The organism is Giesbergeria sinuosa, assembly GCF_042652905.1.
Taxonomy (GTDB): domain Bacteria; phylum Pseudomonadota; class Gammaproteobacteria; order Burkholderiales; family Burkholderiaceae_C; genus Simplicispira; species Simplicispira sinuosa.
Genome location: NZ_JBHSHJ010000017.1, coordinates 1 through 14980, shown reverse-complemented (window position 1 = coordinate 14980; position 14980 = coordinate 1). Strand labels below are relative to the sequence as shown.

The 14980-nt window shown below is 56.3% G+C and carries 16 protein-coding genes and 1 pseudogene; 6 read left to right on the top strand and 11 right to left on the bottom strand.

Annotated elements, in window-relative coordinates:
• The first annotated feature begins 39 nt into the window (after positions 1-39).
• The 3 genes from rpsU (at position 40) to ACFO6X_RS15360 (ending at position 1914) form a co-directional block, all read left to right on the top strand.
• Positions 40-252, top strand: a complete 213-nt coding sequence (gene rpsU / locus ACFO6X_RS15370; protein ID WP_007833691.1) for a 30S ribosomal protein S21 — start codon at positions 40-42, stop codon at positions 250-252.
• A gap of 113 nt (positions 253-365) precedes the next feature.
• A complete protein-coding gene (locus ACFO6X_RS15365; RefSeq protein WP_382434775.1) occupies positions 366-815 on the top strand; it encodes a GatB/YqeY domain-containing protein in 450 nt (149 codons plus the stop codon).
• 85 nt (positions 816-900) lie between these two features.
• Positions 901-1914 carry a PDDEXK family nuclease gene (locus tag ACFO6X_RS15360; protein ID WP_382434773.1) on the top strand — a complete coding sequence of 338 codons (1014 nt, stop codon included), beginning with the start codon at positions 901-903 and terminating at the stop codon, positions 1912-1914.
• Positions 1915-1918: 4 nt separating this feature from the next.
• On the opposite strand, the gene pmbA is transcribed toward ACFO6X_RS15360, so the two are convergent.
• Positions 1919-3304, bottom strand: coding sequence for a metalloprotease PmbA (pmbA, locus tag ACFO6X_RS15355; protein WP_382434820.1), 1386 nt, complete (start codon positions 3302-3304; stop codon positions 1919-1921).
• 172 nt (positions 3305-3476) lie between these two features.
• Between pmbA and yjgA the strand changes: the two genes are divergently transcribed.
• Positions 3477-4154, top strand: coding sequence for a ribosome biogenesis factor YjgA (yjgA, locus tag ACFO6X_RS15350; protein ID WP_382434770.1), 678 nt, complete (start codon positions 3477-3479; stop codon positions 4152-4154).
• Positions 4141-4764, top strand: a complete 624-nt coding sequence (gene mog / locus ACFO6X_RS15345; protein WP_382434768.1) for a molybdopterin adenylyltransferase — start codon at positions 4141-4143, stop codon at positions 4762-4764. Before yjgA ends, mog begins: the two co-directional genes overlap by 14 nt.
• Positions 4765-4783: 19 nt before the next feature.
• On the opposite strand, the gene ACFO6X_RS15340 is transcribed toward mog, so the two are convergent.
• The 9 genes from ACFO6X_RS15340 to tal form a co-directional block, all read right to left on the bottom strand.
• Complete coding sequence (locus tag ACFO6X_RS15340; RefSeq protein WP_382434766.1) at positions 4784-5380, bottom strand: hypothetical protein; 597 nt, start codon at positions 5378-5380, stop codon at positions 4784-4786.
• 72 nt (positions 5381-5452) lie between these two features.
• Positions 5453-5662, bottom strand: a complete 210-nt coding sequence (locus tag ACFO6X_RS15335) for a DNA gyrase inhibitor YacG (RefSeq protein ID WP_382434764.1) — start codon at positions 5660-5662, stop codon at positions 5453-5455.
• A gap of 16 nt (positions 5663-5678) precedes the next feature.
• Positions 5679-6434, bottom strand: a complete 756-nt coding sequence (gene zapD / locus ACFO6X_RS15330; RefSeq protein ID WP_382434762.1) for a cell division protein ZapD — start codon at positions 6432-6434, stop codon at positions 5679-5681.
• A 72-nt stretch (positions 6435-6506) separates the two neighbouring features.
• Positions 6507-7115, bottom strand: coding sequence for a dephospho-CoA kinase (gene coaE / locus ACFO6X_RS15325; protein ID WP_382434760.1), 609 nt, complete (start codon positions 7113-7115; stop codon positions 6507-6509).
• A gap of 5 nt (positions 7116-7120) precedes the next feature.
• The gene (locus ACFO6X_RS15320) at positions 7121-8005 is read right to left on the bottom strand and encodes a prepilin peptidase (RefSeq protein ID WP_382434758.1); all 885 of its coding nucleotides are present in this window, start codon (positions 8003-8005) and stop codon (positions 7121-7123) included.
• Complete coding sequence (locus ACFO6X_RS15315) at positions 8005-9222, bottom strand: type II secretion system F family protein (protein WP_382434756.1); 1218 nt, start codon at positions 9220-9222, stop codon at positions 8005-8007. Before ACFO6X_RS15315 ends, ACFO6X_RS15320 begins: the two co-directional genes overlap by 1 nt.
• A 24-nt stretch (positions 9223-9246) precedes the next feature.
• Positions 9247-10983, bottom strand: a complete 1737-nt coding sequence (gene pilB, locus ACFO6X_RS15310; protein WP_382434754.1) for a type IV-A pilus assembly ATPase PilB — start codon at positions 10981-10983, stop codon at positions 9247-9249.
• Between the two features lie 133 nt (positions 10984-11116).
• Positions 11117-12760 (bottom strand): glucose-6-phosphate isomerase, encoded by a 1644-nt coding sequence (gene pgi, locus ACFO6X_RS15305; protein WP_382434752.1) that lies wholly within the window; start codon positions 12758-12760, stop codon positions 11117-11119.
• Positions 12761-13708 carry a transaldolase gene (gene tal, locus ACFO6X_RS15300; RefSeq protein ID WP_382434750.1) on the bottom strand — a complete coding sequence of 316 codons (948 nt, stop codon included), beginning with the start codon at positions 13706-13708 and terminating at the stop codon, positions 12761-12763. It lies immediately after the preceding gene.
• A 158-nt stretch (positions 13709-13866) separates the two neighbouring features.
• Between tal and ACFO6X_RS15295 the strand changes: the two genes are divergently transcribed.
• Positions 13867-14712: a MurR/RpiR family transcriptional regulator gene (locus ACFO6X_RS15295; RefSeq protein ID WP_382434748.1), complete on the top strand. Its 846-nt coding sequence runs from the start codon at positions 13867-13869 to the stop codon at positions 14710-14712.
• Positions 14713-14857: 145 nt separating this feature from the next.
• Here ACFO6X_RS15295 and ACFO6X_RS15290 read toward each other — a convergent pair.
• A pseudogene (locus ACFO6X_RS15290) lies at positions 14858-14980 on the bottom strand (electron transfer flavoprotein subunit alpha/FixB family protein); the annotation flags it as partial.

Genomic DNA, 14980 nt, shown 5'->3' with positions numbered 1-14980 from the left:
CAAGACCCTCTGCGGGCATATTTTGGAAAACATTAGCTAATGACCACCATCCGTGTAAAAGAAAACGAACCCTTTGATGTTGCTCTGCGCCGCTTCAAGCGCACCATCGAAAAACTGGGCCTGTTGACCGACCTGCGCGCCCGCGAGTTCTACGAAAAGCCCACTGCCGAGCGCAAGCGCAAGAAGGCTGCTGCTGTTAAGCGCCACTACAAGCGTGTGCGCTCCATGCAGTTGCCCAAGAAGCTGTACTGATTGTCGCCGGCCCTGTGCCGACACCACCCGCGCTAGGGACGCCGAGCGCGGGTTTTTTGTTTTCAGAATGGGCCAGGAGCCACCCCAGCATTGTTGATTTTTAGGAGATAGCCATGAGCCTCAAAGACCAAATCACCGAAGACATGAAAACCGCCATGCGCGCCAAAGACAGCGAGCGCCTGGGCACGATTCGCCTGCTGCTGGCCGCCCTCAAGCAAAAAGAGGTGGATGAGCGCGTGGTGCTGGACGATGCTGCCGTGGTGGCGGTCGTGGACAAACTGGTCAAACAGCGCAAAGACAGTATTGCGGCCTTTGAGCAAGCCGCCCGCCAAGACCTGGCCGACAAAGAAAAGTCCGAACTGGCGGTGCTGCAAACCTACCTGCCCCAGCGCATGTCACCGGAAGAAATCACCGCCGCTGTGCGAGCCATTGTGGCCGAACTGGGCGCTAAAGGCCCAGGCGATATGGGCAAGGTGATGGGTGCAGTGAAGACCCAACTGGCGGGCAAGGCTGATATGGGGCAAGTCTCCAGCGCCGTGAAGGCTGCTTTGACGAACATCTAATAACAGCCACAAACCGCGTTCCATCTACACTGGCAGGCTTTCACAGATTTGGCGTGCAACTCCCCCCTGCACGCACATTCAACCCATGCCCTTGTATCGCTGTAATGCCTGCGGCTATGTCGCCGAAGAAAACATCACCCCTGTAGGCAAGTCCATGTCCTGCAACCGTTGCGCTCAACCCGTAACGGTGTTTGGTACGGTGTTCTATGTAGAAAAGCTGTTAGAGCGTTATACCGAAATTCGGCGTGAGTTGCAGGCTCTGCGGGCTTTAGAGACGCCACGGGTAGTAAATCCTCCCCTTGCACCAGAAGAAAGAGTAGCACCTGCCACCGCTACACAGAAAGCAACAGAAACCAATTTAGCTACTCTGGCCCAACACGCACCATTGCAGGCTTGGTTCCAATCGCACCAGTTGCAGGTAGATTTTGATATTGAAAATGTCAATACAGCAGGCTACTTTGACGAAGCGGCGCAGGCTTTTGGCACACGCTATGAGCTGTTTGGTGAACTGATCGGCCGTGTCTGTTGGAGTTACCGCAAGGCACATACGGGTTTAAATCTGGAATTAGCCCGTCTACCCCAAAAGGATGCACAAGCCATTAACCAGTTGTGCCGCAACCTCTACGAACACACCTTTTTTTCACGTTATCACTACCAAAAACCAGAAAAAATTGTCCGTCTGAGCTTGCAATCTGCTCCGGCGGTGCGCCGCTTCTTTGAGGGGGGATGGCTAGAATGGTTTGCTTTGATGGAGGTACTCGCGGTTTGGAATACCCATCAACCACGTTTATCCTTATCGGTTGCACGTGGTGCGCGTATTAAGTTTGCGAATGAAGATTTGCAAGAGTTGGACGTGTTAGCACTGTCCGGCAACCACGCCCCGGTGTGTATTGAATGCAAAACTGGCGAATTCCGCCGAGATCTTGATAAGTTGCTGCGCTTGCGCAAGCGACTGGGCATTCCCCGTGAACGCTTCATCATCTGCGCTCTGGATTTGGATGATGCGCAAGCCAGCAGCCTCAATGCCATGTATGACATGAGTTTCGTCACACTGAGCACGCTGCGGCCCCACTTGCAGCACCTGTGCAGCGGCCAGTGATTTCTTAACTCCCTGCCACCTTCATCCGGTTGATCAGCAGCGAACCCACGGTTTTAGCGCCGTGGTTGTAAACATCAGCCCCAATGGCCTCAATGCCTTTGAACATATCTTTCAGATTGCCCGCAATCGTGATCTCGTGCACCGGAAAGGCAATCTGGCCATTTTCTACCCAGAAGCCACTGGCTCCGCGTGAATAGTCGCCAGTAACGTAATTGACGCCCTGGCCCATCAGTTCAATGACAAACAGGCCTGTGCCCAGTTTTTGCAGCATAGTGGTCAGGTCGTCGCCCCCCTTGGTGCGCCGCGATGCCATGACCAAATTGTGCGAACCACCGGCATTGCCAGTGGTTTTCATGCCCAGTTTGCGCGCTGAATAACTCGACAGAAAATAACCCTGCACCCGTCCAGCCTCTACCACCTTGCGCGGGGCTACGCGCACCCCCTCTTCATCAAAAGGCGAGCTGCCCTTGCCGCGCAGCATAAACGGGTCTTCCAAGATATCGATGTGTTTGGGAAACACCTGTTTACCCAGCGAATCGAGCAAAAATGTGCTTTTGCGATACAACGCCCCACCGCTAATGGCTTGCACAAAACCACCCAACAAGCCAGCGGCCAGTGTCGATTCAAACAGTACCGGGCATTCAGTAGTGGCAATTTTGCGGCTGCCTAAACGGCTAAGGGCACGCTCAGCAGCGTAACGCCCTACAGCCACCGGAGATGCCAAATCAGCAGCATCGCGCATGGAGCTATACCATGCATCGCGCTGCATTTCTGCATTACGCCCTGGCAACGAGGCAATCGGTGCCACCGAAATGCTGTGGCGCGAGGTGGCATAGCCGCCCCGAAAGCCATGCGTATGGGCGCTGAAAAAATGGCTTTGCTGTGCTGAAACACCAGCCCCTTCGCTGTTGGTGATGCGCTTGTGCGTGGCAAGAGCGGCGGCTTCGCATTCCATCGCCAAATGTGCAGCCTCCTCGCTGCTCAACACCCAAGGGTGGAACAGATCCAGATCACGGTGACTGGCAGGTGGGGCAATATCGGCCTCGTCGGGCAGCCCGGCCACAGGGTCTTCTGCCGTGAAGCGGGCAATGTCGTACGCCGCTTGCACCGTACGCTCCACGGCGGCAGGCGAAAAATCCGAAGTGCTGGCATTGCCGCGTCGGTGGCCGACATAGACGGTGATGCCTAAAGACTTGTCTCGGTTGCGCTCTACTGTTTCCAGCTCGCCTTTGCGCACATTGACGGATAGACCGCAGCCTTCAGAGGCTTCAGCCCCAGAATCGGTGGCACCAATTTTTTTGGCATGGGCCAACGCGCTATCAACCAAACCTTCAAAGAAAGAACGGCTGTAGCTAAACCCCGTCTCGGGCTGATCGGCATGGTGCGGCATAGGGTGGACAGACTTGGCCGTTGGTTCGGCACGGCGGGAAGGGGAAGCGGCAGAGCGTGTGGGTTTCATGACCCGGCTATGATACTTGCGCCCGCCCCCGGCCCTGTATGACCGGGTGGTGGGGGTGTTGGGCTGCCACATCGCCACTACACCTTTTCTCCCGGATTTCACCATGTCACGCAAACCCAAAAAAGGCTACTTTGTCAAAGGCCATTTTGTTGCCGAAGGCAGCGAACTGGATCTTGAACTCAAGGCCGAACTCAAAGGCACCCACGATGCCAGTCGCACCGACCTCAAACGCGAAAGCGATGCCCTGCAAGATTTGGGCAAGGACTTACTGACATTACGCGCTGATTTGTTCCAGCGCATCGGGCTGCCAGACAAGCTGGCAGACGCCTTGGCCGAGGCCCGTCGCATCACCAACTTTGAAGGCAAACGCCGCCAGATGCAGTTTGTGGGCAAACTGATGCGCAAGCTCGATGAAGACGTGGTGGCAGCGGCTCGGGCCGCCCTAGAAGAACAACGCAATGGCTCTGCTGCCGACAAGCTCTTGCTGCACCAAGCAGAGCACTGGCGTGATCTGCTGATTGCCCAAGATACGGCCCAAGCGCAGTGGATTGCACAATATCCTGGCACCGATATCCAACAACTGCGGGCGCTGATTCGACAAGCCCGCAAAGATGCACCATCTGCACACGACGCCACCGTGGCCGAAGCACAGGGATTGGCACCACGCAAGGGCCGGGCTTACCGTGAACTGTTTGCACTGGTGCGCGAACAGATCAACGCAACACACACAGAGACCCACGGCAGCGCCCCATCGGATGACCCAGCCCATGCGGCCGATTGAAAACGCCCCCCCTACGGCCTCCAACAGCCATGACCCGGTGGTGATTGGCCTGGTTTCGATCAGCGACCGGGCCAGCACTGGCATTTACCCAGACCAAGGTTTGCCTGCACTGCAAGAGTGGTTGACGCGCGCCCTGAAAAATCCTGTGGTGTTCAAGCCACGTCTGATTCCCGATGAACAAGACACCATCAGCGCAGTGCTGATAGAGCTGGTGCGGGAGGGCTGCTGCTTGGTGTTGACCACAGGAGGCACAGGCCCGGCCCTGCGCGATGTAACACCCGAGGCCACCTTGGCTGTGGCACACAAGGTGTTACCGGGCTTTGGTGAGCAAATGCGCCAGATCAGCCTGCAATTTGTACCCACTGCCATTTTGTCGCGCCAAGTGGCCGTGGTGCGCGACCAATGCCTGATTGTCAATTTGCCCGGCCAACCCAAAGCCATTGCCCAAACGCTAGAGGGGCTGAAGGACGACACTGGACAACAACTGCGCATACCTGGCATTTTTGCTGCGGTGCCCTATTGCATTGATCTGATTGGCGGCCCGTATTTAGAGACACATCCGGCCGTGTGCCCTGCCTTTCGGCCACAGAGCGCACAGCGGCCCTCATAACGGTTGGTAATGGCAGGTATCAGGAGACAAATACCGGATCAGAAAACACCAGCGTGCCATCTTTGCGCACCATTAAATTGTCGGCCTTGAGGATGTCGGGTAGCAGTTGGTACTCTTCAATAAACGCAGACAAAGCCTTGAGTGCCGATTGCATTTGCTCATCCCAAGACGGAGTCTCTCCTGTGGTCAAGTGGTACATGGCCATTCGGCCCATGCACGCCCCCAACTGATTCCAGCGCCTGCACCCTTCCCAGTAGGCCTTGGTTAATTGGTTAGCCACAATGGCCGCTTGCGATTCTGGGGTCAATGGATACAGGCGTTCCATCTCCAAGAGGTAAAAGCGATAGCCCGATTGTGCTTGACCAATATCACCGTGGTCGACATAAACGACCGGAAAATGCTTGCCTTGGGGGCGGTCTTTGGCGGTATGCAACCAGTAATCGGCCGGGGAACTCACTATTTTGTAAACCCGCTCACCATCACCTTTGTCCAGCACAATCGAATATTGTCCACGGCCAAGCTCTTGTTTGCCATCAAGCAGCGGATGCGCAGGCACTGGGTCTGGCAATACATCGGCGGCATAGGTTGCCGCAGTACCGAAACCGAAATTGACCACGAGACAATCCTCCCCGTAGCCAGAAGGTTACCTGAATATGCACCACTGTAGTGCATTTCAGTGCAACACCGTTCAGGTGTGCAATGGTGGCATGTCTGCGGTACTTTCCATCGTCTCCGGCAGGCCAAAGCGTTCACTGGCCCAAGCCCCTAAATCCGTCAGCTTGCAACGTTGGCTACAAAAGGGCCGCCACGCATTGGTAGGGCCATAAAGGCTTGGCCCCTGACAGGCAGGGCAGGTAACAATGCGCTCGGCTGATGGGTGGGGCAGAGGCGAGGACATGGGTGTTTTCTTATTCTCAGGCACAGAGGGAGAGTTCAAATGATGCGTCCTCGGTACTGGGCAGCAATTGCCCATCGCTTTGCAATTGCATCATGCGCACCGAGACCCGCAGCCGATTGCCACTGATTTCTGGGATGATGCCCAGCGCCGGGTCAATCGCCAGACGCAGCAATTGGAAGCTACGCCCCTGAGGAAGATTTTGCTGAAAATTGCCTTGCAGGGCCGCCATTTTTTGAGGCACCCCAGTATCGCGCAGTAACTGCATCAGCACATAAATAGACTCTGCCAGAGGCGCCAGCGTTGCCGTCCACTCTTGCAAGGCTTTCTGGCGCACACCAGATTCGGCACATTGCCAAGCGTGGTAGCTGGGCAGGTCAAAACCACAGGTACCTCCGGGGATACCCATGCGGCTGCGCAAAGTCATGAGCCAGTCGTTCTCCATCAGTGACTGCCCCGTACGGCCTGTTTGCTCATTGAGTGCAGCAAAGCAGCGTTCTAGCTGCGCCAATACGGCATCCAAGGCTTTTTCTGAAATGGCCGGATTGCCCCGGTAGCTCTCGAGCAGCTGTTTTTGCTTCTCGATGTCTTTGAGCACATCGGTTTTTAAATCGGTGCGCGCACCTACTTCGATGATTTCAAAGATGGTTGCCAGCGCAAAGTGGTGATCCAGCGGATGGCTGCGGGGAATCAGCTCACCTAGACGGCGAAAGAGCTGCTCCAACCGCAGGTAAGTGCGGATACGTTCGTTGAAGGGATATTCGTAGAGGATCACACTGCCGGGTTTCTGAGAAAGAGAGCGCACACCGCCAGAGCAGCCTAGTGGCTGGTTGGGCGAAGCCTTCGATCATAGCCCGAACCGTTGAACCAGTGCAGACACCTGCTGGCGCAGCGCATCCAGTGTGAGACCATCGTTGCACAGCACCATGTCGGCATGGGCCAATCGCTCCTGACGGTTGGCCTGAGCCGCCAAGATGCGCTCAATTGCAGCTCTCTCTAGGCCATTGCGGGCCATGACCCTGGCGATCTGTGTTTCTGGGTGGCAATCCACCACCAGCACCGCATTGAGTCGGGCTGCCCAGTGCTTAGACTCGACCAACAAGGGAATATCGAACACGACCAAGGGCGCACCAGCATTCAACGCAGTTTGGGCACGCTCTTGAGAAAACCGTGCAACCAGCGGATGGATGATGGCCTCCAATTGTTGGCGGGCGGATGCTTGGGCGAAAACATGAATCCGCATTTTCTCCCGGTCAAGGGCACCACGGGCATCGACAAATTGGCTGCCAAATACCTGGGCAATGGCGGGCATGGCAAATCCTCCTGGCCCGGTGACTTCACGCACAATTTGGTCAGCATCAATCAAGGCAGCACCATGTTCTGCCAACATCTGCCCTACAGTGCTCTTACCACTGCCAATGCCTCCAGTCAGGCCCAAGCGTCTGGGACGTTGCATCACCATCACAGCCCCAAAGCGCCCAAGATATTTTGTAAGACAACCTGTGGCCCCCAGACCAAGGCGATCAAGCCAGCACCGACCAAAAAGGGGCCAAAGGGCACATAACCCCCTTCGCGCAACGAGCTAGCCAGTTTGAGGGCAATGCCCACCACCGCACCAACCACAGAAGCCATCAGGATCAGTGGCACCAATGCCTGCCAGCCAAACCAAGCACCCAGTGCAGCAAACAGCTTGAAATCTCCATAGCCCATGCCTTCTTTGCCCGTGGCGAGCTTAAAAGCCCAATACACCAGCCACAGTGATAAATAACCTGCTGCAGCCCCCACCACGCTGTTGAACAGCGACACATTGATCCATTGCAACGCCGATGCCAACAGCCCCGCCCACAGCAAGGGCAAGGTCAAATCGTCGGGTAACAGGGTTGTATCCCAGTCAATGAAGGCCAGCGCCACCAATGTGGCAGAGAAGCCGCACCAAGCCAATCCGGTAGGTGTCAGACCCCAGTGCTTCACACAGAAGAAGAAAAGGGCTGCAGTGAACAACTCCACCACTGGATAACGCAAGCTGATGCCGGTTTTGCAGTCAGAACAGCGCCCACGCAAGGCCAGATAACTCAGTACCGGAATGTTTTCATACCATTGCACTGGGTGCCCGCACGAGGGGCAGCGCGAACGCGGCGTCCAGAGGTTGAATTTCTCTGGCTCGGTTGCTAGAGCAGTGCTTACAGCTGCTGTGGGAGAGAGGTGGGCCACATAGTCGGCACACTCTGCCGCCCATTGCTGCTCCATCATTTTCGGCAGTCGATGAATGACCACATTCAAAAAGCTGCCCACCAGCAACCCCACCACACCCAACAATATGGCATCCAGCCAAGGATCGATACCCATCAGACCACCTGTCCCAACTTGAAGATGGGCAGGTACATCGACACCACAATGCCGCCAATCAAGCCACCCAAAAATACAATAATGATCGGCTCCATCAGGCTAGACAAGCCAGCCACCATTTCATCGACTTCTTCTTCATAAAAATCGGCGGCCTTGCCCAGCATGTGGTCAATCGAACCCGATTCTTCACCAATGGCACACATCTGTATCACCATCGATGGAAACACATTGGCATTGGCCATGGCTGCCGTCAAACTGGTACCAGTAGACACCTCTTGCTGAATTTTCTCTGTGGCCATTGAATAGACCGAGTTGCCCGCAGCCCCCCCCACTGAGTCCAAAGCTTCTACCAGTGGTACACCAGCGGCAAACATGGTGGACAGGGTACGCGTCCAGCGAGCGACCGCTGATTTTTCAATCAAGACACCAAAAATTGGCATCTTCAACAATGCCCTGTCCATGAACATCTGCACCTTCTCGCTGCGTTGCCACGCCTGCATGAAGAAATAGAAGCCACCGCCAAGCACGCCAAAAATCAGCCACCACCATGTGACAAAAATCTCACTCACACCCATCACAAACAGGGTGGGGGCAGGTAAATCTGCCCCAAACGATGTGAACACCTGTTTGAAGGCGGGAATCACAAAAATCATGATCACCGTCACCACCACAAAGGCCACAATCACCACCGAGATGGGGTACATCAGTGCCGATTTGATTTTGCCCTTGATGGCCTCGGTCTTTTCCATATACATGGCCAGCCGGTCGAGCAGGGCCTCCAAAATACCGGCGGCCTCGCCCGCCTCTACCAAATTGCAGTAGAGGCTATCAAAATAGAGCGGGTATTTGCGAAAGGCGGCATTGAGTGACGTACCGGTTTCAACGTCGGCACGGATGTCATTAAGCAACTTGCCCACGCTGGGGTTGGTGTTGCCACGCCCCACAATATCAAAGGCTTGCAACAGTGGCACACCAGCCTTCATCATGGTGGCCATTTGGCGGGTAAACAGGGCAATGTCTTTGGGTTTGATCTTTTTACCCGCACTCATGCGCCGCTTTTTGATCTTGCTGGGCAAGATCCCTTGGCGGCGCAGCATGGCCTGTACCTGGTTTTCGCCAGAGGCACGGGTCTCGCCACGCACGATCTTGCCGTGGCGATCTTTTCCCTCCCACTCGAAAACAAAGTCTTTGATCCCCTGTGATGCAGCGGTCGCCATGGCGCTCCCTCGGTTGTGCAGTGTTTATAGATTGGTGACGGCCAACACCTCTTCCAGCGAGGTCAGCCCCGCCTTGACCTTATGCAAGCCAGATTCACGTAAGGAACGCACCCCTTCTGCCTTGGCCTGTGCCGCAATGTCCATCGCGCTGCCGTCGCGCAGGATAATGCGCTGAATTTCTTCAGAAATTGGCATCACTTGGTAGATACCTACCCGACCTTTGTAACCGTTGTTGCAAGCCGAACAACCCACGGCCTTATACGGCGCCCAAGAACCGTCCAGCTCTTCGTCAGTAAACCCCGCGTCAAGCAAGGCTTCGTGGGGAATGTCGGCAGGCGCCTTGCACTGTGGGCACAGGCGCCGCGCCAAACGCTGGGCGGTAATCAAGATAACGCTGGAGGCAATGTTGAACGGAGCGATGCCCATATTGCGCATCCGGGTGAGCGTGGTGGGCGCATCATTGGTATGCAGTGTAGAGAGCACCAAGTGACCAGTCTGGGCCGCCTTGATGGAGATGTCAGCCGTTTCCAGATCGCGAATTTCCCCCACCATAATGATGTCTGGGTCTTGGCGCAAGAAAGATTTGAGCGCCGCCGCAAACGTCAATCCCGCTTTTTCGTTGACGTTGACTTGGTTGACACCGGGTAAGTTGATTTCAGACGGGTCTTCAGCCGTTGCAATGTTGACGCCGGGCTGGTTGAGCAGGTTCAAACAGGTATAGAGCGACACGGTCTTGCCCGAGCCAGTAGGCCCAGTGACCAAAATCATGCCGTAGGGTCGGCCAATAGCGTGCAGTAGGCGGGCTTTTTCTTCCGGGTCGTAGCCCAAGGCATCGATGCCCATTTTGGCACTGCTGGGGTCCAAAATACGGATCACGATCTTTTCACCAAACAAGGTGGGCAAGGTGCTGACCCGGAAATCAATCACCCGGTCTGGCCCCACTTTGAGTTTCATACGGCCATCTTGCGGAATACGCTTTTCGGAGATGTCTAGGCGCGAAATCACCTTGATCCGCGAGGCCAGCTTGTCTTTGATGGCAATGGGTGGCGAGGCGATCTCGCGCAGTTCTCCGTCAATACGAAAGCGCACCCGGTATTGGTGCTCATAGGGTTCAAAGTGCAAATCTGAAGCCCGCATATTGAACGCATCGATCAGCATCTTGTGCAGGAACTTGACGATGGGAGCGTCTTCAACTTCAGCGCCAGCGTTGTCTTGGCTCTCTGGTGCCGCCTCTACCGGAACGTCGTCAAATTCAAAATCACCACTGCTGTTGAGGGCTTCTAGGGACTCGCTGGTACTCTTGCTGTTGGTATCGACCAATGCACTGAGTTTGTCGTATTCAGCAATAACCCAGTCCACCCCCATCTGGGTAGTGAATTTGATTTTTTCGGCGGCTTCTTGATCGGTTGGATCTGCCGAGGCAATGATGAGCCGGTTGCTGCGTTTGGCCAGCACCACCACACGGTAGGCACTGCAAATTTTGGCGTCCAACAGATCTTTGGGCAAACGCAGGGGGTCTACTGCACCCAAGTCTAGCAAGGGGGCGCCAAAGACTGAAGATACCGCATGGGCCAAATCTGCGGCAGAGATGGCCCCCGAGCCTGTCAGTTCAGCAATGAAACTGGTGCGGCTGGCCTGCGACTTGCGATAGATGTCTTCGGCAACCTTCTGCGTCAGTTTTCCTGCAGAAATGAGCGCCCGTCCCAAACCTGGGAGTGCAACTGTTGCAGGATCTTTGAGGGTGGTGTCAACAGCGGCCATGGAACCGGAAGGGGTAAGAATTGAGCAGTCATGGTATCACCGCCCATCAGCCTGCAATCGGCCAATCAAAGGGGTGGGCGGGGTGCTTTTGCGTTCTCATTTTTGCGGCCCCTGGCCGGTATATTGGTACCGATCATGGAAGAGGCTCGCATGGCTGCTGTTGTCCGCTTCGCAGACGCCGCAACAAGCCAGCGGTCGCACCATCCAAACCCTGCGCATCACCACTGGCCAAGCGGGGTTCGAGGTTGGAGGCCAGTTGCTTGCCCAGTTCTACACCCCATTGATCAAAACTGTTGATACCCCACAGCGAGCCGCTGACAAATACCCGGTGCTCATACAGTGCCAGCAAGGCACCCAGCGAGGTGGCATTGAGGCGCTCCAACAACAGCACCGTGCTGGGCCGGTTGCCGCTGAAGTGACGGTGCCCACAGGCACTGTCGCGTCCCAACATCAGGGCTTGGGCTTGGGCCAAGGCATTGGCTACCAAGCGTGAATGTTGTTCAGGCAAATCCCGGCCGCCTTGGCGCAAAACGATGAATTCCACCGGAATGATGTCTTTTCCTTGGTGGATCATCTGGAAAAAAGCATGTTGACCATTGGTGCCTGGCTCTCCCCAAACCACAGGCGAGGTGGCATAGGGCAGTGCTTGTCCACGCCAGTCCACGCCTTTGCCATTGCTCTCCATTTCCAGCTGTTGCAAGTACGCAGACAAGCGGCGCAAACCGTGGCTATAGGGAGCAATACACCGGCTGCTAAAGCCATGAAAGTTGCGGTACCAAATGTCTAACAGCCCCAGACGCACTGGCAAATTGTGTTCTAACGGTGCGGTATAAAAATGCTCATCCATTGCATGGGCACCCGCCAACAGCTGTTGGAACATCTTGCTGCCTACGGCAATGGCAATCGGTAACCCAATGGCTGACCACAATGAAAAACGGCCACCCACCCAATCCCAAAATCCAAAGGTGGTCGTGATACCAAAGCCCCGGGCTGCATCTACATTGGTGCTCAGGGCAACAAAATGGCGGGCCAACGGCAGATCGGCATTGGTGTCGGTGCTGCCGCCGTGGGCCAAGAACCAGTCACGGGCCGCATGGGCGTTGACCATCGTTTCTGCGGTAGTGAAGGTTTTGGAGGCAATCAAAAACAGCGTGCTCTCTGGCCGCAAGCGGCGCAACAAGCTACCCAGCTCCATGCCATCGACATTGGAGACAAAATGCACCCGCTGACCTGCTTGCCAATGCTCTTCCAACGCCGTCACGGCCATCGATGGCCCCAGCCCAGAGCCACCAATGCCAATGCTGACAATATCGGTAATACGTGCATCTTGGCGTACGCTGTCAGCGTAGGACAGCATCGCCTGCAATGTGCGGTGAACATCACGCCCAGCCTGGGCTATGAATGGGGCGGCATCCGCCCCACCGAGGGGGGGGACGGGTTGGCGCAGGAGGTGGTGCAACACCGCACGCTGCTCTGTGGTGTTGATGGGCTCGCCCATCCACATAGCTTGGCGCTGCTGCTCTAGCCCACACTGGCGGGCCAGATCCAGCAGCAGTGCCTCCGTGGCGTGATCGATGCGGTTGCGCGAGAGATCGGCAAAAACATGGGGTGCCTCTTGACTGAAGGCACGATAACGGGCTGGATCGGCCGCAAAGGCACCACGCACATCAAAGTGGCGGCCTGTCGCTTCAAAATGCGCCTGCAAAGCAACCCAAGCCGGGGTGTGGTCACAGCGTGTGCGTTGATCCCGGAAAATATCTTGCTCCAGTGCTGGCATTTAGGCCGCCAGCATCAACTGTTCCAATTTGACGGCATCTGCAGCAAATGCACGGATGCCTTCGGCCAGTTTTTCGGTGGCCATCGCATCGGCATTGAGGGCGTAGCGGAAACCAGCCTCGTCATAGTTCACCACAGGCAAGTGAAGCGTCTGGGCTGCCTGGGCGTCCAGCGTGCGCGCCAAAGGTGCATCGGTGGCGGCCAATTGGGCCAACAGTTCTGGCGCAATGGTGAGCAAATCGCAACCGGCCAGTGCCGTGATCTGGCCCACATTGCGAAAACTCGCCCCCATCACTTCGGTGGCAATACCAAAATGCTTGTAGTGTTGATAGATGGCGCGTACCGATTGCACGCCGGGGTCGTTGGCCCCTGCCATAGCGGCCTCGTCCCAATTGCTGCCGGCCTGTTTTTTGTACCAATCGTAGATGCGTCCCACAAAGGGCGAGATCAATTGCACCTTGGCCTGACCACAGGCCACAGCTTGTGCAAAGGAGAACAGCAGCGTCAAGTTGGTGTGGATGCCACGTTGCTCCAGATGGCGGGCCGCTTCAATACCTTCCCAAGTGGCGGCAATTTTGATCAATACACGGTCGATGTGAACACCTTGGGCCTGGTACAGCTCGATGATGCGCTCGGCACGGGTGATAGTGGCGCTGGTGTCAAAACTCAGGCGGGCATCTACTTCGGTAGAAACACGGCCTGGAATGAGCGACAAAATTTCGCAACCAAAACGCACCAACAGGCGATCCATGATTTCGCCCAAATCTCGGCCACGCCACTGCTGCACTGTATCTTGCAGCAAGGGGGCATATTCGCTTTTTTGTACGGCCTTGAGAATCAACGATGGATTGGTGGTGGCATCTTGTGGCCTGAATTGCGCCAGCTGGTGAAAATCGCCGGTATCGGCCACCACGGTGGTGAACTGTTTGAGTGCGTCGAGCTGGTTCATGGCAAAGGACAAGTCAAATCGGACAAAACCCGGCACCGTAGTGCGGATGCAGCAAGCCCGCAAGTGTATGCGCGCAGGTGGGCGGCATGGAGGATGCCGGGGCCGAAAGACGGTTACATTGGCCCACCTTGCCTGCATGGCGTGCGCCTCTTTTTTCTATGTTGGACCGGATTGCTGCCTCTCTTTCTTCACTGGCCCCTGCCGAGCAGCGCGTGGCGCGTTTGGTACTGGCAGATGCACGACTCTTCGCCCGATTGCCCGTACGCGAGTTGGCAGCCCGCGCTCAGGTGAGCAAACCCACCGTGGTGCGCTTTTGCCGCAGTATGGGTTACGACGGATTGGCCGACTTCAAACTCAAATTGGTGGGCAGCGTGAGTGAGGGCGTACCTTTCATCCATCGCAGTGTGGATGCCGATGACAAGACGGGCGATGTATTGGTCAAGGTGGTAGACAACGCAGTAGCCGCCTTTTTGCAATACCGCAATGCGGCCAGCACGGTACTGATGGAGCGGGCCGCAGAGGCCATTGCAGCGACGTGGAAAACGGGGCGTCGCATCGAGTTTTATGGCGCAGGCAATTCGGGCATCGTGGCACAGGATGCACAGCACAAATTCTTTCGGTTGGGCATTACCAGTCTGGCCACCAGCGACGGCCACATGCAGGTGATGAGTGCTACGCTGCTGGGGCCAGGTGACTGTGCGGTCATCATCTCCAATTCGGGCCGCACCCGTGACCTGATGGACGCCGCCGACATTGCACGCAAGAAGGGTGCTACAACCATTGCCATCACGGCCAGCGGCTCACCCTTGGCAGCCGCCTGTGCCGTCCATCTGGCGGCTGACCACCCAGAAGGCTATGACCGCTACAGCCCGATGGTGTCGCGCCTGTTGCACCTACTGGTGATTGATGTGCTGGCTACTTGCGTGGCGCTGCGCATCGGGCCTGCTTTGCAACCGCTGTTACAGCAAATGAAAGACAACCTGCGCGCCAAGCGTTATGCCTGAGCCCAGCGCCACACCCCGACAGGTGGCACCAACGAAAGCAGGTGATGCCTAGATGGGCCGCTAGCACCTGCAAAGCGGGTGCTAGCGGCCTGTGGCGGTGCGCAGTGTGAGACCGTGGAGCAGTTTTTCTGGAGTAGGGACTGGCTCAGAGTGCCTGAGCCAGCTCCGGCACGGCCTGGAACAAATCCGCCTCCAACCCATAGTCCGCCACGCTAAAAATCGGCGCCTCCGGGTCTTTGTTGATCGCCACAATCACCTTGCTGTCCTT